We start from the raw sequence: 20,037 nt of genomic DNA, 5'->3' as shown, positions 1-20,037 counted from the left end.
TGCTATGGAGGTAAGCAAAGTTCACTTTATACCACAAAGAAGCAAAAGGGATATTTTTGGCATCCCAGTCCTTTCCTTCCTTTTCAAAAACCGCTATATGCTATTTTTTTACAGAGCCTTTACGCTGTTTTTGCTTATTTATGCCATAATATACGGTTTTGCAAACCCTACAAAGGAAAATCTATTCACAACCGCAGTATTTTGGAGCATATTCTGGCCCTTTTTTATGGTTATAACCTTACCCACTCTTGGAAATGTTTTCTGTATGATATGCCCACATGGCTTTGTTGGTAAATACATAAGCAAAGTTGGTCTAAAGTTGAGACCTCCAAAATGGCTTGCAAATCCCTATATAGGCTTAATAGGTTTAAATATCATAGCTTACTGGTTCGTTATCTACACCTTTCCACAAGTTTTAAGAAGTCCTTTCATAACCGCACTCTTTTTCCTTTCCTTCACTCTTCTTTCAGCCCTTTTATTTTTCCTTTTTAGAGGTATGGCTTACTGCAAATACATATGCCCAATAGGGGCAGTAAACACATCCTTTGCAAGGGTTGGCACCTTATGGCTCTCTACATATCAAGAGGAGTGTAAAACCTGTAAAAAGCCAGACTGTGCCCTTGCGTGCCCTTATGAGCTAAACCCTTCCAAGTTTGACCAAAGAAACTCTATGGCAAACTGCACACTTTGTATGGAGTGTGCCCATGCCTGTGATGCGGTAAAACTTGAAGTAAGAAACTTTGGAAGCTCACTCTACAAAGATATAAAAACGCCAAAGGAATGGGAAGTATGGGTTTATATCCTCCTTGTGGGTGTTATAACTATTACCATGCGTTTCCATCACGGACTTTCAAGAAGTGCCATAGGAGAACATATGCCCTGGAATGTGGTTGGTAGATACCTTCAGAACCTTTTTGAACTTCCAAAGTTTGTAGACATGAGCGGTCTTATAGCTATGCTCATGGGACTATCCATAGCTCTTTTCTTCTCTTTGGGTAGTTTTTGGCTCATATCAAGGCTTTACAAAGTTGATTACAATAGAGTTTTCCTCACCTTAGGCTATGCCTTTGCACCTCTTATGATAGTGGGTGGGCTTTCTCATGTTCTTGAATTTTTCTTTATTGAATACTACCACAACATAGTTAATGGCTTTTCTCAGGCTTTTGGTTTTGGTATAAATGTTGAACCTTTAGCAAAGAGAGGAGAGCCTTGGTTAATGGTCTTTAGAGTATTTCCTTTCATAGCTGGCTTTTGGAGCTTACACATACTCTGGCAAAGGGTTAAGTTTCTTGGAGTTAACAAGCGGGTCTTAGCCTACCTATTGGCATCTTCTTTGCCTGTTTTCTATCTGCTACTTTCTGCGGTGCAGATATGGGTAATGTTAAACTTCCCACCAACTTATCATCACCATTCACATTAAAATTATCAACATGGACTGGCTCAGGCTCTCAGTTGACTATGGCGTAATAGCCCTTTTGCTCCTTCTTAGCTTTATAGCCTTTGGCATAGGTATAGAAAGGCTTTTGTTTTACAGAAACCTCAAAGTTGAGAACTTCAAAAGCAAGCAGGAGCTTGAGATGGAGCTTACAAAGGGGCTTTTCATCATAGCCTCTACCGCTTCCAACGCTCCCTATGTGGGTCTTCTTGGAACAGTGCTTGGCATAATGCTAACCTTTTACACCATAGGTCAAGAGGGCTTTGTGGATACTCAGAAGGTTATGGTGGGTCTGGCTTTGGCTTTGAAGGCTACCGCTGTAGGTCTTTTGGTAGCTATTCCTTCTTCCGTGCTATATAACTACCTCTTGAGGAAGGTGCGTGAAAAAGTAACCCTTTGGGAGGTGCAAAATGGAAGAGAAAGAGTTTAGCTCCATGAACGTGATACCTCTTGTGGACATTATGTTAGTGCTACTTACCATTGTGCTTATCACCGCCACCTTTGTGGTGCAAGGCTCTATACCTGTAAACCTCCCAAAGGCAAGTCAAAAACAGGAAGAGGCTGTAAGGAGCGTTGAGATAGTTCTCACAAAGGAGGGTAGGCTCTTTTTTGAAGGCAGAGAAGTAAGCCTCAAAGAGCTTGAGGAGATACTCAAAAACTTAGACCCCTCCGCACGCATAAGCATAGCAGGAGACAAGGACGCAAACTTGCAAAGCCTTGTAAGCCTTCTGGAGCTTTTGAAGAAATACCAGTTTGAGAGGGTTTCCATCAGAACGGAGGTAAGATGAACCAGAGACTAAAGGCTTATGGAGTTTCCTTTATACTGCATGCCCTTTTTCTAACAGGCTTTGTATGGCTTTCGCAAACAAACTTATACAAAAACACAAAGCCTTTGGAGATAGACCTGAGCCTTTTGGAGTTTAGAAAGGAGGAAAGTATACAAGAGCTAAAGACCGCTCAACCAAAGACAGATACTAAGGGTAGTGCAGAACCCTTTAGAACTCCAGAGAAAACCCAAGATATGTTCGCATCGCAGGAGATTCCCAAAATACCTGCCAATACTCCAAGAGTAGAACACACAGAGCCAGAGCCTATAAAGAGTGTGCCAGCAGAGGAAACTACAGAAAAGCCTAAAACCGCTAATGAACAAATCTCCACATCCACAGTAGCACAAGGTGAAAAGTCTCAAGCGGTAGCTTCTGAGCCAGCAGGCACAAGAGGGTCTAAGGAGACAGGAATTCAAGCCAGCATAAGCCAAGAGGGAAGTGGAAGGGTTTCTAAGACAATAGAAACTTCTCACACTTCCTCTGTAGAGGAACAAAGACAACTATACCTCAAGGAAAAGCTATCTGTTATATCTCAGATTATTCAAAAAAACATAAGCTATCCGCCTATAGCGAGAAGGATGGGATGGGAAGGCAGAGTAGTGCTTTCCATAAGGCTTTGCACCGATGGGACTGTTAAGGATATAAAGGTTCTTGAAAGCTCAGGCTATGAGGTGCTTGATAGAAATGCGGTGGATACGGTAAGAAGGGTATCTGGGCTTTTTCCAAAGCCCCCTGTGGAGGTTATTGTAAGATTGCCAGTGAACTATAAACTTGAGTAAAATTAAAACATGGACATAAAGACCCTTGAAAACTGGCTTTGGGAGTCTGCCTGTGTTATAAGGGGAGAAATAGAAGCCCCCAAATACAAGGACTATATACTGCCTCTTATTTTTATAAAGAGGCTTTCTGATGTTTTTGAGGATGAATTTTCGGAGTTGGTAAAGACTTTTGGAAGCAAGGAGAGGGCAGAAGAAGCCATCAGGAAAGACCCATCACTTGTAAAGTTTTATATGCCGGAAATAGCCCGATGGGAAAATATAAGAAAACAAAGCACGAACCTGGGAGAATATCTCACAAAGGTGGTGAGGGAAATAGCAAAACACAACACCAAACTTCAGGGTGTGGTGGACATAGTGGACTTTAATGCAACTACCGCGGGGCAGAGGATAATAAGCGACCAGAGCCTAAGAAGTCTGATAGATATTCTTTCCAGACACAGGCTTGGGCTAAGGGATGTGGAGCCAGATATTTTGGGAAGGGCTTATGAGTATCTCCTGCGTAAGTTTGCGGAGGGCTCTGGGCAGTCCGCAGGAGAGTTTTATACTCCAAAGGAAGTAGCCATGATGATGGCTTACATTGTGGACCCAAAGCCTGGAGAGGATGTATACGACCCCTGTTGTGGGTCTGGAGGGCTTCTTATAAAGTGTCAGCTTCGCTTTTTGGAAAAGTATGGGAAAGACCCAAAGACCGCACCCCTTAGGTTTTACGGTCAGGAAATAAACCATACCACCTACGCCATGGCGAAGATGAACGTGTTTATCCATGACATGGAAGCGGACATTGCCCTTGGAAACACCATGACAGACCCAGCCTTTATAAAGGATGGTATGAGGTTTGATGTGGTGGTTGCGAACCCCATGTGGAATCAAAAATTCCCCGAGAGCCTTTATGAAGAGGATAAATATAGAAGGTTTTCCTTTGGCTATCCACCAGAAAGCTCTGCGGACTGGGGATGGGTTCAGCATATGTATGCAAGCCTTAGGGAAAAGGGTAGGATGGCGGTAGTCCTTGACACAGGTAAGGGACATAAGAAAAGCCTTTGTAGAAGCAGACCTCATAGAATCCATAATCCTCTTGCCAGAAAACCTCTTTTATAACACTACTGCCCCAGGCATAATAATGCTCATAAACAAGGACAAACCAGAAAACAGAAGGTCAAAAATCCTCCTCATAGACATCTCTCAGCTTTATGAGAAGGGAAGACCCAAAAACTACCTACCAGAAAGCACTCTGCAAAAGGTCTATGAGCTTTATAAAGACTGGAAGGAAGAGGAAGGCATAAGCAAGATAATAAGCATAGAAGAAGCGAGGCTAAACGACTATAACCTAAGCCCGTCAAGGTATGTATCCAAAAACCACAAGGAGGAGGTATTGCCCTTAGAAGATGCTCTTGTGGAGCTTATGGAAGCAGAGGAAGAACGCAAAGAGGCGGACAAAAGGCTATGGGATGTCATGGCAGGCTTGGGAGTTTATAAACCTTAAAGGGTTACAGTTTTCAACCAATTTAGTTTATTTTTAAACCTTTTAGGTTTATAATATTACCTTGATGTGGTTTATAGATAGAGAGGAGGAGCTTAAAAGACCAAAAAGGGGTGTCCTGCAAGGAGAGAGCTTTGTCCTAATTGCACCCAGAAGATATGGGAAAACTACTCTAATAAAGAAGGTTATACAAGAGCTAAAAGAACAAACCATAAACTTCTACATAGACTTAATGCCTTATGCGGACTCTCCCTAGAGCCTTGCCAATTACCTGCTTGAGGTTTTTCTCAAAGACCTTGGCATAACGGAGGGAATAAAAAGGTTTACCAAGAGTTTATCTCTTAAAGCTAAGTTACTTTTTGAGGGGTTGGGAATTGAGATAGAGCTTAGTAGAGGAGAAATAGTTCATGAGCTTTTACATCTTAGATATAAGAACCACAGCAAGTTGTTTAAACTGGTTTTAAAGACATATCTTGAAGAGGGTTTATAAACCCCCGGGACGACCTACTTTCCCGTGCGGTTCGCCCCGCACAGTATCATCGGCGCTGGAGGGCTTAACTGCCGGGTTCGGAATGGAAGCCGGGTGTTTCCCCTCCGCTATGGTCCCGAGGGAAGCAACTCAATAGGTTTTCCTTCCTGTGGGTGTGCAAGTCGAACGGGCTATTAGTACAGCTCGGCTACACCCCTTGCGGAGCTTCCACCTGCTGCCTATCAACCTGGTAGTCTTCCAGGGCCCTTCAGGGAGTCCTTATCTTGTGGTGGGCTTCGCACTTAGATGCTTTCAGCGCTTATCCCGTAGCAGGATAGCTACCCGGCGCTACCTCTGGAGAGATAACCGGTACACCAGAGCCTGCCCCGTCCCGGTCCTCTCGTACTAAGGACGGACCCACTCAAGACTCCTGCGCCCGCGGCGGATAGGGACCGAACTGTCTCGCGACGTTCTGAACCCAGCTCGCGTCCCCCTTTAATGGGCGAACAGCCCAACCCTTGGGACCTGCTTCAGCCCCAGGATGGGGGGAGCCGACATCGAGGTACCAAACCTCCCCGTCGATGTGGGCTCTCGGGGGAGATTAGCCTGTTCACCTTTATCTCTGGTTTCCCAGAGGGTAGACTATATCATCATCCTCACCTTCTGGTGAGGAGCGCGGCGTGTTGGCCCTTTCTGGACCCTCGGGCATCGCGCCCTCAGTCGTTACGGGGTCTGGAGAGGTTTTGTATTTCATAAAGTCAGGCACCCATGGGTTTATTATCTCAAAGAGCCTTTTGGCTTGCTCTCTGTCAAAGAAGAGAACTGGATAGCCCTTTTTGTACACCACCCTTGGTTTGAGCCCGAAGTTTTCTGACAGAGCGGACAAGAGCCTCTTTATATCTGCCTCCTCATATCTTGGCATATATATGTAGGCTACGCCATCCCTAGCATAGTAATGCCCATCATCCATATACCAAACTGCCAAAGAGAGAGGAGCTTTTAGAAGACTCTTTATCTTTTCTGGTATACGCTTTTTACCCTTTTCGTCATAGAAGGCTCTTCTATAGGCACCCAAGAGTGGCATAGAGTGGCTTTGGCAGCGATAGTATACATAGCTTTTTTTCCACTTGGGGTTATATCTCTCAAGCCTCTTAGGTTTGTCTTGCATCAGGTTTTTGAGCAGTTCGTATTTCCAAAAGATGTATTCCTTCTGTTTCTCCGAATGCTCCAACCTGAGCCTTGCATTTTTCTTGCCTGTTTTTTGAAGATATCCGTCACCCAAGAGGGTGCCTATTATAAGTTCTCTTTGAGCCTTTTTTACCATGTTGTGCCTCTCCTGACTTCCCACGGGATTACCCCACACCCTTTTGGGTAGGAGGGCTCCCCCGTTATAAGCCGCGTTATTGCCTCCCGATTACTCGGGAGCGGGACAACCTTTGTTATCCCCGGAGTAGCTTTTATCCGCTGATCACTGGCCCTTCCCCAAAGAACCAGTGGGTCACTAGGCCCGGCTTTCGCCTCTGCTCGGCACGTCTGCCTCACAGTCAGGCACCCTTCTGCCCTTGTACTCTACGGCGGATTTCCGACCCGCCTGAGGGTACCTTTGGACGCCTCCGTTACCTTTTAGGAGGCAGCCGCCCCAGCTAAACTGCCCATCTGGCACGGTCCCGGCGGTGGATAACACCGCTCGGTTAGGGCCTCAGCCTGTCCAGGGTGGTATCTCACCGGCGCCTCCATCCCTCCCGGAGGAGGGACTTCACAGGCTCCCACCTATCCTGCGCAGGACAAGCCAAGGCTCAATGCCAGACTACAGTGAAGCTTCACGGGGTCTTTCCGTCCTGCCGCGGGTAGCCGGCATCTTGACCGGCATTACAATTTCGCCGGGACTCTCCTCGAGACAGCGTGGCACTCGTTGGACCATTCATGCAGGTCGGAACTTACCCGACAAGGAATTTCGCTACCTTAGGACCGTCATAGTTACGGCCGGCGTTTACCCGGGCTTCGGTTTGGAGCTTGCACTCCTCCCCTTAACCTACGGGCACTGGCCAGGTTTCAGACCACATACATCCCCTTACGGGTTTGCGTAGTCCTGTGTTTTTGATAAACAGTCGGCACCACCCGGTCTCTGCGACCTACAGAGGCTTACACCGCAAGGGCTTAACCTCCATAGGCCCCCCTTCTTCCGAGGGTACGGGGGCAATTTGCCGAGTTCCTTGAGGAGAGTTCCCCCGACGCCTTAGGCTACTAACCCAGCCCACCTGTGTCGGTTTCCGGTACGGGCAGCGATGCTTCAACGCCAGCGCCGTTGTTTCTCGGCAGTGTGGCGTCGCGGAAGTTACCCCATCAGCTCTCGGAGTATGGGGTGACGGATTTGCCTGCCACCCCCTCCTACTACCTTGGACCACCATTCCATAGGTGGCTTCCGCTAGCCTCCTGCGTCACGACTCTGGCTCCACACCGCTGGCGCGGGAATGTTGACCCGCTTCCCATCGGCTACGCCTTTCGGCCTCACCTTAGGGTCCCGGCTAACTGGCGGATGATTTACATTGCCGCCAAAACCTGGGGCTTCCGGCGGACAGGTTTTTCACCTGTCTTCGCTGCTACTCATGCCAGGATTCTCACTTCCCTGCAGTCCATCCCACCTTACGGTGAGACTTCAGCCCACAGGGAACGCTCCCCTACCGCTCGCAATAGCGAGCCCGCAGCTTCGGTACCAGGCTTGAGCCCCGCTAAATTTTCGGCGCACGGCCGCTCGGCCGGTCAGCTGTTACGCACTGTTTAAAGGATGGCTGCCTCTAAGCCAACCTCCCAGCTGTCTTAGCAGCCGCACATCCTTCCCCACTTAGCCTGGATTTTGGGACCTTAGCTGGCGGTCTGGGCTGTTTCCCTCTTGTCCACCGGAGCTTATCCCCCGGGGACTGACTGCCATCCTACCTTTCCCGGCATTCGGAGTTTGGCAGGGTTCGGTACCCCTTTCGAGGCCCTAGCCCAACCAGTGGCTCTACCTCCGGGAAGGACCGGATGACGCTAGGCGTCGACCTATTTCGGGGAGAACGAGCTATCACGGAACGCGATTGGCTTTTCACCGCTACCCACACCTCATCGGACGGTTTTGCAGCACCGACCCGTTCGGGCCTCCAGACGGCGTTACCCGTCCTTCACCCTGGGCATGGGTAGATCGTTCCGCTTCGCGTCTGCCCCCAGCGACTTAACGCCCTATTCGGACTCGCTTTCGCTCCGGCTTCGCCTGACGGCTTAACCTCGCCGCTGAGGACAACTCCCTGGCTCATTCTGCAAAAGGCACGCAGTCGGGCCATAAGACCCTTCCACTGGCTTGTGGATCTGGGGTTTCAGGTTCTATTTCACTCCCCTTCCGGGGTTCTTTTCACCTTTCCCTCGCGGTACTATACGCTATCGGTCTGCCCGGAGTACTTAGCCTTGGAGGGAGGTCCCCCCAGATTCCCACGACCTTCCACGGGGGCCGTGGTACTTGGGATCATGCACCCGGGAGACTGCTCACCTTTTGCCTACGGGGCTTTCACCCTCTGTGGCGGAGCGTTCCAGCTCACTTCGGCTAGGTGGCAGTTTTGTAACTCCCTGAGAGGATGGCGGTCCTCTCCGTGCATGTCCCGCAACCCCGTGTGAGCTAAGCCCGCCAGCATGACACCCACACGGTTTGGGCTGGTCCCCGTTCGCTCGCCGCTACTTGGGGAGTCTCGGTTGATTTCCTTTCCTGGGACTACTAGAAGGTTTTACTTCGTCCCGTATTGGCTCCGCTTGCGCGGATGACAGGGCTCAACACCCTGCCGGGTTTCCCCATTCGGGCATCCGGGCCTCAAAGGCTCTTTGCGCCTCCACCCGGCTTATCGCAGCTTAGCACGCCCTTCGTCCCCTCGGGCAGCCGAGGCATCCACCCCAGACCCTTACTAACTTGCACACCCACAAGGAAGGAAAACCTATTCAGTTGCCAAGATGTCATGGAGATGGTGGGATTTGAACCCACGACCTCCTGCTTGCAAAGCAGGCGCTCTCCCGCTGAGCTACATCCCCTTGGACCTGCCCCAGATAATGGGCCTCGGTGGACTTGAACCACCGACCTTGCCCTTATCAGGGGCACGCTCTAACCGACTGAGCTAGAGGCCCAGAGGATAGACAGCTCAATAAGGAGGAAGGACCCTGAGTTTGAAACCTGAAACCTTTCTCCGTTATAAAGGAGGTGATCCAGCCGCAGGTTCCCCTACGGCTACCTTGTTACGACTTCGCCCCAGTTGCCAGCCTTCCCATCGTCCTCTACCTCCCTTGCGGGTTAGCCTGAGGGCTTCCGGGAAGACTGACTTCCGTGGCGTGACGGGCGGTGTGTGCAAGGCCCGAGAACGTATTCACGGCGGCCTAGCTGATCCGCCATTACTACCGATTCCGGCTTCATGAGGGCGAGTTTCAGCCCTCAATCTGCACCATGACCGGGTTTAAGGATTTGCTCCCCATTTCTGGGTTGCTTCCCATTGTCCCGGCCACTGTAGCGCCTGTGTTGCCCCGGGCATAAAGGGCATACTGACCTGACGTCATCCCCGCCTTCCTCCGGCTTATCGCCGGCAGTCCCCTTAGAGTGCCCTCCGCAGAGTGGCAACTAAGGGCAGGGGTTGCGCTCGTTGCGGGACTTAACCCAACATCTCACGACACGAGCTGACGACGGCCATGCACCACCTGTGATGGGATTCTGTCCAGAGGACAGCACCCCTCGCTTTCGCAAGGGTTTCCCATCATGTCAAGCCCGGGTAAGGTTTTTCGGTTAGCATCGAATTGAACCAGACGCTCCACCGGTTGTGCGGGCCCCCGCCAATTCCTTTGAGTTTCAGGCTTGCGCCCGTACTCCCCAGGCGGGGCGCTTAACGCGTTAGCTGAGACACCGCCCTTACGGACGACGTCTAGCGCCCATGGTTTACGGCTGGGACTACCCGGGTATCTAATCCGGTTTGCTCCCCCAGCTTTCGTCCCTGACCGTCAGAACAGCCCCAGCAGGCTGCCTTCGCCTTCGGTGTTCCTCCCGATATCTACGCATTTCACCGCTACACCGGGAATTCCGCCTGCCTGAGCGTGCCTCAAGATGGGCAGTTCGGTACGCCTTTCCACCGTTGAGCGGTGGGCTTTGACGAACCGCTTACCCATCCGGCTGCGGACGCTTTACGCCCAGTGAATTCGCGCAACGCTCGGGACCTACGTATTACCGCGGCTGCTGGCACGTAGTTAGCCGTCCCTTCCTCTGGAGGTACCGTCACCCACAGAGACTATTCGCCTCTGTGAGCATCTTCCCTCCTGACAGGAGTTTACACCCCGAAGGGCTTCTTCCTCCACGCGGCGTCGCGGGGTCAGGCTTTCGCCCATTGCCCACGATTCCCCACTGCTGCCCCCCGTAGGGGTGTGGGCCGTGTCTCAGTCCCACTGTGGCCGGACACCCTCTCAGGCCGGCTACCCGTCATAGGCTTGGTAGGCCGTTACCCCACCAACTACCTGATGGGCCGCGAGCCCCTCCTCAGGCGGTAGCTTGCAAAGCAGAGGCCACCTTTGGTCTGGAGACCTTAGTGGTCCCAGACATTATAGGGTATTAGCCCGAGTTTCCCCGGGTTATCCCCTTCCTGAGGGTAGGTTACTCACGTGTTACTCACCCGTTTGCCGCTGGGTGGCAGAACCACCCCGCACGACTTGCATGTGTTAGGCACGCCGCCAGCGTTCGCGCTGAGCCAGGATCAAACTCTTCAGGAAAACCCCAAGTTTTGGGTCCTTCCTCCTTATTCAGTTGCCAAGATGTCAAGGGACTTTTTACAGTCCCTAACTTTTCAGGTAGGACTATTTATTATATCCTACCCCAAAGGCTTTGTCAAGTCCTTTTTAAAGGGTCTTTGCATCACGGGGTTTTTACACCCCTAACAAACTGTAATGCTTTAACACATCCTTCTGATTTTGTCAAGCCCTTTTCAAAGGACTGACAAAGACCCTATTCAACTCTTAAGATGACAAGGGGTTTTGCCCCTACAACCGCAACCTTAATTATTATATCCTCTCACGGGGTTTTTGTCAACCCCGAACCACTTAACATTGTCTATTATATCCATCCACAGGGTGTTTGTCAAGTAGTTTTTTAAAAACCTCCCACATGGCTATAGCACCTGCGTTTGAAACATTTAGAGAGTTTACCTTGCCCTGCATGGGTATGGACACCAGCAGGTCTGCAGTTTCCAGAACACTTTTTGATACACCTTCTCCCTCAGAACCCAAAACAAGAGTGCAACCAAGAGGAAAGTCAACGCTTCTTATATCCTTTCCCCCTCTCTCTACTACTACAACCCATCCACCCATCTCTTTAAAATCTCTGAGTGCTTTGGAAAGGCTTCCCACCTTAGACAGCCTTAGGTAAAAGACCGCACCCGCAGATGCCTTGACTACGGTTTCGTTTATAGGACAAGACCTATCCTTTGGCATAAGAGCACCAACTCCACCAAAGACCTCGCATGTTCTAAGGAGGTTTCCCACATTCTGTGGGTCTGTAATGTGGTCAAGGGTTATGAAAAAGGAGTTTCTTTTAAGGGTCTCTCTAAAAAGCACATGAGGGTCTACGTATTCCACTGGGCTTAATATGGCGAGGATGCCTTGAGTTTTCTTTGTCCCTGCGAGCTCTTCTATCCTTTGTCTTGGCACTTTCTGGAGCTTTATACCCCTTTCCTTGCATAGCTTTACGACCTGATGTGGTGGATGCGAGTCATGAGCAAATAGCACCTTTTCTATATTTTTTCCTGCCCTTAGGGCTTCAAGGACTGGGTTTTTACCGTAAACAATCATTCCTTTATTATGCCACCACCCAGCAAAAGGTCTCCTTCATAAAAGGCACAAACCTGACCAGGCGTTATGCCTCTTACCTGCTTAGAAAACTTTACCTTATATCCCTTTTCGGTTTTTTCTATGTCTTCCACAGGCACAGGCTGGTTTCTATACCTTATCTGTGCGGTAGGCTTTTGCCAAAGGGAAAGCTCAAGGTGGAAGTTTATGTCCTCAAGGATCAACCAATCTCTATAGAGGTCTTCTTCTCTACATAAATGAACAGCGTTAGCCTCTGGGTCTATACCACACACATATACGGGAAACCCCAAAGAGATACCAAGACCCTTTCTCTGACCCACCGTGTAGTGGAAAAAGCCTCTCTGTCTTCCTACAGGCTTACCTTCAAAGTAAAAATACCCATCCTTTGAACCTACCCTTTCTTCAACAAATTCACCAGGAGTTTTACCCATAAGAAAGCACACATCTTGAGAGTCCCTTTTATCCCACACGGGCAAACCCTTCTCTTTGGCTATAAGCCTTACCTCTTCCTTCGTCCTTTCACCAAGAGGAAACTCCAAAAGCTCTAAATGCTCCGCTCTTACAAGGCTTAAAAAGTAAGACTGGTCTCTTCTTTGGTCCTTTGCACGGGCTATAAGCCTTCTACCCTTGTATTCCACAATCCTTGCATAGTGTCCAGTGGCAAGCCTGTCTATGTGCGCAACCTTGTGGAGATACTCTGCAAGAAAACCTGTTTTGACCTCTCTGTTGCATACCGCACAGGGATTTGGCGTCTTACCCTTGAGGGTTTCCCTCAAAAAGTATTCTATAACCCTCTTTTCAAAAACCTCTTCCCAGCTAAGCGTTAAATGAGGTATGCCTAAGTGTTGAGAAACCCTCACCGCATCCCTTACATCCTCTGGAGAACAGCAAACCCTTAGACCATCCGCATCGCACACTTGATGAAAACGGAGCGTTATACCAATAACCTCATGACCTGCTTCCTTCATAAGGAGGGCACAGACACTGCTATCTACACCCCCGCTCATACCAACCGCCACTCTCATAAGGGATAAATTTAGGCTTTGAAAAACCTCTTCATAAAGCTAATCTCTTCAGAGCCCTCCGTCACCTCAAGACCAAGAGGAATTATCCTTTCTGGCTTATCACCTTCACGCAAAAGCCCCATAGAGCGAGCCATATTGAGTTTTTCTATAAGGCTTTCCGTTATATGCACCATTACACTGTCAAAGTTAAACCTCTTGTATAGCTCCTGCCTTTCCTTTTCCTCCTTCCGCCTTAGGCTGTCCGCAAAGGAGCATATCTTAGACCAAGTTTTGAGAGTCTTCTCCCATTCTTGCCTTGGCAGATTCTCTAACTCAAGCCTTATAATTTCAATAAGACTGTCCTTGAGATACCTTTTAAAGTCCTCCTCTGACCAACTGTTTGGCTCTCCTTTCCTTAGTAGGTTTGTAAGGTCTACTTTCATGTTATTCTAATATAATACTTAGCCTTCTGGAGGTTTAAGATGCATAAAATTCTAATCACTGACCCAATCTCGGAAAAGGGCATTGAGCTTCTTAGGCGTGAGCCAGACTTTGAAGTGGACAACGAGCCAGACATATCCTACGAGGAGCTACTTGAGGTAGTAGAAAACTACCATTGCATTATAACCAGAAGTAGAACCCCAGTCACAGGTGAGTTAATAGAAAGGGCTAAAAATCTAAAGGTCATCGGCAGGGCTGGTGTAGGTGTGGACAACGTGGACATAGAGTCTGCATCTATGAGAGGCATATTGGTTATAAATACCCCCGGTGCCAACACCATAGGAGCAACAGAGCTAACCCTCGCTCATATGCTAAACGTTATAAGAAACACACACATGGCACATAACAGCATGGTAGAGGGCAGGTGGGACAGAAAGAAGTTTATGGGAACAGAGCTATACGGAAAGACTCTTGGCATAATTGGTCTTGGAAACATAGGCTCTCAAGTTGCCATAAGGGCAAAAGCCTTTGGTATGACCGTTTATGCCTACGACCCATACATTCCAAGAGAAAAGGCGGATAGGCTGGGCGTAAAGCTCTTTGACAACCTACACGACATGCTTCGTCAGATAGACATCCTCACTATTCACGCACCCTTGACCCACGAGACAAGAAACATGATAACAAGGAAAGAGTTTGAAATTATGAAAGACGGTGCGGTTCTTATAAACTGTGCAAGAGGTGGAATAGTAAAAGACGAGGACCTCATATGGGCTTTGGAAAGCGGTAAGCTATCGGGCGTAGGTCTTGATGTTTTCTCTGTAGAACCTCCACCAAAGGAGTTTATAGAAAAAATATCCAAGTTTCCCAACGTTTCCCTTTCCCCTCACATAGGTGCAAACACTTACGAATCTCAAGAAAATGTTGCAGTAATAATTGCCCAGCAAGTTATAAAAGCCCTAAGAGGTCAAACAGTAGAGTATGTGGTAAACGCACCCTTCCCAGACCTCTCAGTTCTAACCTTGATAAAGCCACACCTTGACCTTGCGGAAAGAATGGGCAGGTTCTTGGTCCAATGGGCGGAAGAGGGCATAAGGGAGGTGCACATAGAAGTGCGTGGAGACATAGCACAACACTTTCATCCAATAGCCTCTGCGGTCTTGATGGGAATACTAAAAGAAAGGGTAGACTTTCCAGTAAACATAATAAACGCCAGCTATGTGGCAAGAGATAGAGGCATAAAGGTAGAGGAGCTTACCTCAGAAGAGAGCGAAGATTACAAGCATTATATAAAGGTAGTAGCGAGAGGAGACAGCACAGAAAGAACAGTAGCAGGCTCAGTGCTTGAGGGGCATATACTAAGGATATTCCAAATAGACCGCTACCGTGTAGATGTAGAGCCAGAGGGTATAATGCTTGTTTTTGAAAACAGAGATGTCCCAGGAGTTATAGGAAAGATAGGTAGTATATTAGGTAATGCAGGCGTAAACATAGCAGGCTTTAGGCTTGGAAGAGAAAAGAAAGGTGGCATCGCCTTGGGTATACTTAACCTTGACGACCCTATCCCAGAGGAGGTTATGCAAGAACTAAGAAAAATACCTCAGATAATTTTTGCCAAGCAGGTGGTAGTGTAATAGATTTAAGCTTATGCAGGTCAAAACAAAGCTAACCGCAGAGGAGTTTTTCGGGATATACCCAGAAGAGTCAAGGATTGAGCTTATTGAGGGAGAGGTCTACGAAATGCCTGCACCAAGTGTCAACCATCAAAGGGTGCTTTTTTACCTTTCAAGGTCTATACACGAACATCTGTCCGCTTCAAAGGTTAAAGGTGAGGTATTTATCGCTCCGGTAGATGTGGTCTTTTCTGAAGAGATAGTCCTTCAACCAGACATAGTTTACCTTTCAGACCTCTCAAAAGTAAAGGACAGAATATATGGCGTTCCAGACCTTGTGGTGGAAGTGGCATCGCCTTCTACCTTGAAAAGGGACATAACAGACAAGATGAAAATATACGAAAAGTATGGAGTGAAAGAGTATTGGATTGTGTTTCCCTCAGAAAAGACCATTTTAGTTTACCAGCTAACAGAAAATGGCTATGAACTTTTCTCCTCCGCTATAGAAAAGGGAAAAGTCCGTTCAAAAATCCTTGAGGGTTTTGAGATTAATTTGGAAGAGGTCTTTGGAGGTCTGTGATGCAGGTCAAAACAAAGCTAACCGCAGAGGAGTTTTTCAAACTATACCCAGAATGCTCAAGGATTGAACTTATTAACAGGGAGGTTTACGAGATGCCTGGACAATGCGTAAACCATCAAAGAGTAGTAGGCAACTTATACTTTAAACTTAGAAGTTTTCTGAAAGAGGGCATGGGTGAGGTTCTTTTATCACCTGTGGATGTGGTTTTTGACCAAGAAAACGTGCTACAGCCTGACCTTGTTTACGTGTCTGACCCTTCAAAGGTAGAGGACAAAGTCTACGGTGTGCCTGAGCTTGTGGTGGAGGTTATATCTCCTCAAACTTTGGTAAGGGACTTTGTGGAAAAGCGGAAGTTATATGAGAGGTTTAAGGTTAAAGAATACTGGCTTATATTCCCCTTAGAAAAAACCATGTTCGTCTACGAACTTACGGAAAATGGCTATGAGCTTTATTCCTACGCCACAGAGAGAGGAAAGGTTAAGTCAAAAATCCTTGAAGGTTTTGAGTTGGAAGTGGAAGAGGTCTTTAAGGAGCTAAAATCTTTACCAACTCCTTAACCATGAGCTCGCTCGCCTGCAGTTTGTTGCTTGCCTTTAAGTTTATCGCTTTTCCTTCTTTGAATAAGATTATGCCTTCGTATTGCTCTGAACCCATACTTTCCAATGGGTTTGCCACTATAACATCAAGGTTTTTATCTTGCAGTTTCTTAAGGGCGTTTTCTTGGAGTTTTTGCCTCTCTTCTAAAGCAAAGCCTATAAGCACATAGTCTTTCTTTAGCCTTCCGAGCTCTGCGAGTATGTCTGGGTTTTTAACCAACTCCAGAGTAAGCCTTTCTTGTTTTTTTAGCTTTCCTTCGTAGGTTTCAAGAGGTCTGTAGTCCGCTACCGCAGAGTTCATAACAATAATGTCCGCCCAGTCTTTCAGGTCCATTACCTTTTCATACATCTCCTTAGCGGATAAAACCCTTACAATTTCCACTTCCGGTGGCTCTTCCGCAGTAGTAAAACCTGCTATAACCTTTACCTGTGCACCATACCATCTAAAAACTCTTGCAAGAGAAAAACCCATAAGACCGCTGGAAAGGTTGGATATGAACCTCACACTGTCTATAAACTCTCTGGTAGCACCCGCGGTTATTAGCACCCTTTTGCCTTCAAGGGGCTTAGGTCTTAGGGCATACTCTATCCAATCAAGGAGCCTTTGTATGGATGCAAGCCTTCCTTGTCCTTCCTCTTGACAGATAAGCCTTCCTTCCTCCGGCTCAACAAGTATCACTCCTCTCTCCCTTAGCCTCTTTATGTTCTCCTGCACCGCTGGATTTTTATACATCTCCACATTCCCAGCAGGAGCGAGCAGAAGTTTTCCCTTATGAGAAAGGGCACAGGTGGTAAGTAAATTGTCTCCTATGCCTAAGGCAATTTTTGAAAGGGTGTTTATACTGCATGGAGCTATCACAAAAAGGTCAGACCATCTTGGTAGGTTTATGTGTAAAAGAGGGTCATCTTCCCAGTCCACATAAGCCTTGTTTCCAGAAAGAGCCTCAAAGGTAAGCCTGCTTATGAACCTCTCAGAAAAGGGAGACATAACAACCCTAACTTCATGCCCTGACTTTATGAGTTCCCTTACAAGCTCACAAGCCTTATATATGGCAATGCTTGAGCTAACGCCAAGAAGTATCTTAGCCATCCTTTAAAGCCCAGTATAAAACCGCCATCCTTACGTATAGACCCATTTCCACCTGCTTTAGAACCAAGGACTTGTCCAGATAAACCACCTCCGCATCCACATCCACATAGAGGTTTACAGGTCCTGGGTGCATAAAGTAGCCCTTTAGCCTTTTGTATCTCTCCTTTGTTAGACCAAACTGGAGAAAGTAGCTTTCTTTACTTGGAATGTAGCTTTCTGTAAACCTTTCTTCTTGTAGTCTTAGCCATATGCATAAGTCCGCCCACTCAATAGCCTCATCCACACTATCAAAAACCTGCTCCACTCCAAAGGGAGAAAGGTCTGAAGGAATAAGAGTTTTGGGTCCACAAACTCCAACCTTAGCACCGTAAAGACCAAAAAGGTATGCACCAGAACGGAAAACTCTGCTATGGAGTATGTCTCCGATGTATAACACCTTTAGGTTTTCCAAAGAACCAAAAACCTCTATAGCGGTAAAGAGGTCAATTAGCCCTTGTGTAGGATGTTGATGTGTCCCATCACCCGCATTTATGAGGCTTATTTCCTCCCCCTTGTAGCCTTCGTAGGGAAAGAGAACAAAGGGAACTCTAAGCACCAAGGCTCTAAAGCCAAGAGCTTGAAGAGTTTTTATGGTATCTCTTAGACTTTCTCCCTTTTCTATTGAGCTTTCTCCCCTGCCTGCGTAATAGGTTCTAAGCCCCAAAAGCCTACAAGCCTTCTCAAAGGATAAGCGAGTCCTTGTAGAACTTTCAAGAAAAAACAAAGCAACATCACCTTCAAGAGTTTCTCTTTCTCCGTCCCTGAACCTGTTTGAGAGATACCTCAAAAGGTCTATATCCTCTTTGCTGAGGTCTCTCACAGATATTAGATGTTTTGGCATTTCAGGAATATAATTTTAACATGGACCGAAAGGAAAAAATAATAGAGCTCATACCACAGGGATACAGGAGCGTAAAGGCTCTTGCCCAGCACTTTGGCGTATCCCTTATGACCATCTACAGGGATGTGAGGGAGCTGGAAAAGGAGGGCAGGATTGTAAGAAAACATGGAGAACTGCTCCTAAGAGAAGAGGCAGGAGAGGTCATAGAAGAAACTGTCCCTTCCTGTGCCTATTGCACCAAACCCATAGAAAAAAGGCTTGAGTTTACATACAGAATGAAGAGGGGCAAGTTTGTAAGGGCTTGTTGTGCTCACTGCGGGCTTTTGTTATACAAAAACTTAAAAGAGGAGGACATTGAGTCCTGTATGACTTGGGACTTCATAAATTGCAGACCTTTAAGCTGTTTTTCTGCGTGGTATGTAATAGGCTCTTCCGCCATGCCATGTTGTTCTCCTTCTGCCATAGCCTTCGCAAGCAAGGAAGATGCAGAAAGGTTTGCCAAGGGCTTTGGAGGGGTGGTAGTAGATTTTGAGGGAGCTGTTGACAGTATTATCCATCTAATGAAAAGAGGTTCAGTGGTTAAAATAAATTTATGAGGTCATAGCATGGAAAGTTTAAAAAACCAAGAGACTCAGGAAACTAAAGAGCAGGAATTAAAAAACTTTATTCCATCAGTCGTAATCGATTCATCCTACAATTTAATAGCCTTAAACTCAACCGCAAAGAAAATGTTTGGTGAAGTTATAGGTAAGAAGTGCTATAAGGTATTGTATGGTTTCGAAGAACCCTGCTATCAGAAGGGAATTAAATGTCCAGTGTATGACCGCGTTGTAGACACAGATATAATAAGCATAGATTATGAAAACTATATAAGAAGTTACGGAAAAGTGCCAATGGGAGGTATATACTGGGAGAGTGTTATAAACATAACCAATGTGGACATACTCAGGTCAAGCATAATAGATTCTGTATCCGGTCTTTATAATAGGAAGTTTGCAGAGAGTTTTCTTGAAAAGAGCTTTACTCTCTGGACAAGGTACGGACAAACTTTTGGGCTTTTATTTATAGATATTGATAACCTTAAAGAAATAAACGATAGGTACGGGCATATTATGGGAGATAGAGCCATAGAGAAGGTATCTGCATGTCTCAAAGTTATGATAAGGTCTTCTGATGTCGCGTGCAGGTACGGTGGGGATGAGTTTCTTGTTATTTTACCCAATACGAATCTCGATGCAAGTGAGCATGCGGCAATAAGATTGTTAAAGTGTGTGGAACAGATACAGCTTCTTTTCCCTGTCTCGGTAAGTATAGGACTGACTCAGCCACTTAGAGAAGATAGAAGTTTTAAGGATATGGTAAAGAGGGCAGACGAGGCGATGTATAAGGCTAAAAAATCTGGTAAGGGTAAAATTGGGGTTGCTAAGTCAAAGGACGATATTTACCTAATCCATGTTGAAGGAGGAATAGAGTATGAGCATAGCAAAGATATACGTTGATGGTGCAGAATACGAAGTGGACAAGGGAAAGCCACTTCTTCAGAACCTACTTGACCTCGGCATAAGCATTCCATACTTTTGCTACCATCCTCGTCTAAAGATAATCGGTGCCTGTAGGATGTGCATAGTCTACAACGAGAAGACTGGAAGGCTTATGACCTCATGCAATGTATACCCAGAGGAGGGTATGTCCATATCCGTCCAGCATCCTTTGGTAAAAGAAAACCAAAAATACCTTCTTCAAGCCTTTATGACAAGACATCCCCTTGACTGTCCCATATGCGACAAGGCAGGAGAGTGCGACCTGCAAAACTACGGAGCTCTCTTTGGACCCCAGAAACAAATCGTGCCAGTCTCCGCCCTTGAAAAGGAAAGACATCAGCTTGACTGGGAAAGCGACTTTTTAGAGTATTACTCAAACCGTTGTGTGGTATGTTATAGATGCACAAGGGCATGCGATGATGTAAATGGTGCTCACGCTCTTTATGTGGA

General features: G+C 47.1%; 18 protein-coding genes, 2 tRNA genes and 3 rRNA genes. 13 read left to right on the top strand and 10 right to left on the bottom strand.

Features of this window, described 5'->3' with window-relative positions; all coding sequences use genetic code 11:
* The first annotated feature begins 4 nt into the window (after positions 1 to 4).
* From G3M65_RS00115 to G3M65_RS00090, 7 genes are all read left to right on the top strand, one after another.
* A complete protein-coding gene (locus tag G3M65_RS00115; protein ID WP_173832552.1) occupies positions 5 to 1,420 on the top strand; it encodes a 4Fe-4S binding protein in 1,416 nt (471 codons plus the stop codon).
* 10 nt (positions 1,421 to 1,430) lie between these two features.
* A complete protein-coding gene (exbB, locus tag G3M65_RS00110; protein ID WP_173832551.1) occupies positions 1,431 to 1,865 on the top strand; it encodes a TonB-system energizer ExbB in 435 nt (144 codons plus the stop codon).
* On the top strand, positions 1,846 to 2,223 hold the full coding sequence (locus G3M65_RS00105) for an ExbD/TolR family protein (protein ID WP_173832550.1): 378 nt from the start codon (positions 1,846 to 1,848) through the stop codon (positions 2,221 to 2,223). The genes exbB and G3M65_RS00105 overlap by 20 nt, the downstream gene beginning before the upstream one ends.
* The gene (locus G3M65_RS00100) at positions 2,220 to 3,041 is read left to right on the top strand and encodes a TonB family protein (RefSeq protein WP_173832549.1); all 822 of its coding nucleotides are present in this window, start codon (positions 2,220 to 2,222) and stop codon (positions 3,039 to 3,041) included. The genes G3M65_RS00105 and G3M65_RS00100 overlap by 4 nt, the downstream gene beginning before the upstream one ends.
* Before the next feature lie 9 nt (positions 3,042 to 3,050).
* Positions 3,051 to 4,139 carry a type I restriction-modification system subunit M gene (locus tag G3M65_RS00095; RefSeq protein ID WP_217422974.1) on the top strand — a complete coding sequence of 363 codons (1,089 nt, stop codon included), beginning with the start codon at positions 3,051 to 3,053 and terminating at the stop codon, positions 4,137 to 4,139.
* A complete protein-coding gene (locus tag G3M65_RS10670; RefSeq protein WP_217422973.1) occupies positions 4,051 to 4,524 on the top strand; it encodes an N-6 DNA methylase in 474 nt (157 codons plus the stop codon). Before G3M65_RS00095 ends, G3M65_RS10670 begins: the two co-directional genes overlap by 89 nt.
* 64 nt (positions 4,525 to 4,588) lie before the next feature.
* On the top strand, positions 4,589 to 4,777 hold the full coding sequence (locus G3M65_RS00090) for a hypothetical protein (protein ID WP_173832548.1): 189 nt from the start codon (positions 4,589 to 4,591) through the stop codon (positions 4,775 to 4,777).
* A gap of 235 nt (positions 4,778 to 5,012) precedes the next feature.
* Here G3M65_RS00090 and rrf read toward each other — a convergent pair.
* The 8 genes from rrf to G3M65_RS00045 all read right to left on the bottom strand — a co-directional run bounded on the left by rrf (position 5,013) and on the right by G3M65_RS00045 (position 13,289).
* Positions 5,013 to 5,132: ribosomal RNA gene (gene rrf / locus G3M65_RS00080) — 5S ribosomal RNA — on the bottom strand.
* 31 nt (positions 5,133 to 5,163) lie between these two features.
* Positions 5,164 to 8,927 (bottom strand): 23S ribosomal RNA (locus G3M65_RS00075).
* 41 nt (positions 8,928 to 8,968) lie between these two features.
* Positions 8,969 to 9,040, bottom strand: a tRNA-Ala gene (locus G3M65_RS00070).
* Positions 9,041 to 9,059: 19 nt separating this feature from the next.
* Positions 9,060 to 9,133: transfer RNA gene (locus G3M65_RS00065), tRNA-Ile, on the bottom strand.
* A 66-nt stretch (positions 9,134 to 9,199) separates the two neighbouring features.
* Positions 9,200 to 10,750, bottom strand: a 16S ribosomal RNA gene (locus G3M65_RS00060).
* The 16S, 23S and 5S rRNA genes sit together here with 2 tRNA genes alongside, the layout of an rRNA operon.
* A gap of 327 nt (positions 10,751 to 11,077) precedes the next feature.
* Positions 11,078 to 11,824: a 23S rRNA (guanosine(2251)-2'-O)-methyltransferase RlmB gene (gene rlmB, locus G3M65_RS00055; protein WP_173832546.1), complete on the bottom strand. Its 747-nt coding sequence runs from the start codon at positions 11,822 to 11,824 to the stop codon at positions 11,078 to 11,080.
* On the bottom strand, positions 11,821 to 12,867 hold the full coding sequence (mnmA, locus tag G3M65_RS00050; protein WP_173832545.1) for a tRNA 2-thiouridine(34) synthase MnmA: 1,047 nt from the start codon (positions 12,865 to 12,867) through the stop codon (positions 11,821 to 11,823). Before mnmA ends, rlmB begins: the two co-directional genes overlap by 4 nt.
* Positions 12,868 to 12,878: 11 nt before the next feature.
* Positions 12,879 to 13,289 (bottom strand): hypothetical protein, encoded by a 411-nt coding sequence (locus G3M65_RS00045; protein WP_173832544.1) that lies wholly within the window; start codon positions 13,287 to 13,289, stop codon positions 12,879 to 12,881.
* 39 nt (positions 13,290 to 13,328) lie between these two features.
* Between G3M65_RS00045 and serA the strand changes: the two genes are divergently transcribed.
* From serA to G3M65_RS00030, 3 genes are read left to right on the top strand one after another with little or no spacing between them, the layout of a single operon-like run.
* A complete protein-coding gene (gene serA / locus G3M65_RS00040; protein ID WP_173832543.1) occupies positions 13,329 to 14,921 on the top strand; it encodes a phosphoglycerate dehydrogenase in 1,593 nt (530 codons plus the stop codon).
* Positions 14,922 to 14,934: 13 nt separating this feature from the next.
* The gene (locus G3M65_RS00035) at positions 14,935 to 15,480 is read left to right on the top strand and encodes a Uma2 family endonuclease (protein ID WP_173832542.1); all 546 of its coding nucleotides are present in this window, start codon (positions 14,935 to 14,937) and stop codon (positions 15,478 to 15,480) included.
* Entirely contained in the window at positions 15,480 to 16,037 is a 558-nt protein-coding gene (locus G3M65_RS00030; RefSeq protein WP_173832541.1) for a Uma2 family endonuclease, read from the top strand. The genes G3M65_RS00035 and G3M65_RS00030 overlap by 1 nt, the downstream gene beginning before the upstream one ends.
* Here the strand turns inward: G3M65_RS00030 and coaBC are convergent.
* Positions 16,006 to 17,166, bottom strand: a complete 1,161-nt coding sequence (gene coaBC / locus G3M65_RS00025; RefSeq protein WP_173832540.1) for a bifunctional phosphopantothenoylcysteine decarboxylase/phosphopantothenate--cysteine ligase CoaBC — start codon at positions 17,164 to 17,166, stop codon at positions 16,006 to 16,008. The genes G3M65_RS00030 and coaBC overlap by 32 nt on opposite strands.
* Complete coding sequence (locus tag G3M65_RS00020) at positions 17,159 to 18,046, bottom strand: aspartate carbamoyltransferase catalytic subunit (RefSeq protein ID WP_173832539.1); 888 nt, start codon at positions 18,044 to 18,046, stop codon at positions 17,159 to 17,161. Before G3M65_RS00020 ends, coaBC begins: the two co-directional genes overlap by 8 nt.
* A 20-nt stretch (positions 18,047 to 18,066) precedes the next feature.
* Between G3M65_RS00020 and G3M65_RS00015 the strand changes: the two genes are divergently transcribed.
* From G3M65_RS00015 to G3M65_RS00005, 3 genes are all read left to right on the top strand, one after another.
* Positions 18,067 to 18,642 carry a DeoR family transcriptional regulator gene (locus G3M65_RS00015; protein ID WP_173832538.1) on the top strand — a complete coding sequence of 192 codons (576 nt, stop codon included), beginning with the start codon at positions 18,067 to 18,069 and terminating at the stop codon, positions 18,640 to 18,642.
* A 9-nt stretch (positions 18,643 to 18,651) separates the two neighbouring features.
* Positions 18,652 to 19,545, top strand: coding sequence for a GGDEF domain-containing protein (locus tag G3M65_RS00010; protein WP_173832537.1), 894 nt, complete (start codon positions 18,652 to 18,654; stop codon positions 19,543 to 19,545).
* A partial coding sequence (locus tag G3M65_RS00005) for a 2Fe-2S iron-sulfur cluster-binding protein (RefSeq protein ID WP_173832536.1) occupies positions 19,520 to 20,037 on the top strand: 518 nt, incomplete at its 3' end. The genes G3M65_RS00010 and G3M65_RS00005, both read left to right, overlap by 26 nt.

Source organism: Hydrogenobacter sp. T-8 (assembly GCF_011006175.1).
Lineage (GTDB): Bacteria > Aquificota > Aquificia > Aquificales > Aquificaceae > Pampinifervens > Pampinifervens florentissimum.
The sequence above is the reverse complement of the archived record's forward strand: the minus strand, read 5'-3'. Positions and strand labels throughout refer to the sequence as shown.

What these genes read in the sequence shown, in the direction of transcription:
- G3M65_RS00015 (WP_173832538.1), top strand. Translation starts at nt 18,067, where the DNA reads ATGGACCGAAAGGAAAAAATAATAGAGCTCATACCACAGGGATACAGG.
- coaBC (WP_173832540.1), bottom strand. Translation starts at nt 17,166, where the DNA reads ATGGCTAAGATACTTCTTGGCGTTAGCTCAAGCATTGCCATATATAAG.
- G3M65_RS00020 (WP_173832539.1), bottom strand. Translation starts at nt 18,046, where the DNA reads ATGCCAAAACATCTAATATCTGTGAGAGACCTCAGCAAAGAGGATATA.
- G3M65_RS00105 (WP_173832550.1), top strand. Translation starts at nt 1,846, where the DNA reads ATGGAAGAGAAAGAGTTTAGCTCCATGAACGTGATACCTCTTGTGGAC.
- G3M65_RS00090 (WP_173832548.1), top strand. Translation starts at nt 4,589, where the DNA reads ATGTGGTTTATAGATAGAGAGGAGGAGCTTAAAAGACCAAAAAGGGGT.
- rlmB (WP_173832546.1), bottom strand. Translation starts at nt 11,824, where the DNA reads ATGATTGTTTACGGTAAAAACCCAGTCCTTGAAGCCCTAAGGGCAGGA.
- exbB (WP_173832551.1), top strand. Translation starts at nt 1,431, where the DNA reads ATGGACTGGCTCAGGCTCTCAGTTGACTATGGCGTAATAGCCCTTTTG.
- G3M65_RS00100 (WP_173832549.1), top strand. Translation starts at nt 2,220, where the DNA reads ATGAACCAGAGACTAAAGGCTTATGGAGTTTCCTTTATACTGCATGCC.
- G3M65_RS00035 (WP_173832542.1), top strand. Translation starts at nt 14,935, where the DNA reads ATGCAGGTCAAAACAAAGCTAACCGCAGAGGAGTTTTTCGGGATATAC.
- G3M65_RS00095 (WP_217422974.1), top strand. Translation starts at nt 3,051, where the DNA reads ATGGACATAAAGACCCTTGAAAACTGGCTTTGGGAGTCTGCCTGTGTT.
- mnmA (WP_173832545.1), bottom strand. Translation starts at nt 12,867, where the DNA reads ATGAGAGTGGCGGTTGGTATGAGCGGGGGTGTAGATAGCAGTGTCTGT.
- G3M65_RS00045 (WP_173832544.1), bottom strand. Translation starts at nt 13,289, where the DNA reads ATGAAAGTAGACCTTACAAACCTACTAAGGAAAGGAGAGCCAAACAGT.
- G3M65_RS00030 (WP_173832541.1), top strand. Translation starts at nt 15,480, where the DNA reads ATGCAGGTCAAAACAAAGCTAACCGCAGAGGAGTTTTTCAAACTATAC.
- serA (WP_173832543.1), top strand. Translation starts at nt 13,329, where the DNA reads ATGCATAAAATTCTAATCACTGACCCAATCTCGGAAAAGGGCATTGAG.
- G3M65_RS00115 (WP_173832552.1), top strand. Translation starts at nt 5, where the DNA reads ATGGAGGTAAGCAAAGTTCACTTTATACCACAAAGAAGCAAAAGGGAT.
- G3M65_RS00010 (WP_173832537.1), top strand. Translation starts at nt 18,652, where the DNA reads ATGGAAAGTTTAAAAAACCAAGAGACTCAGGAAACTAAAGAGCAGGAA.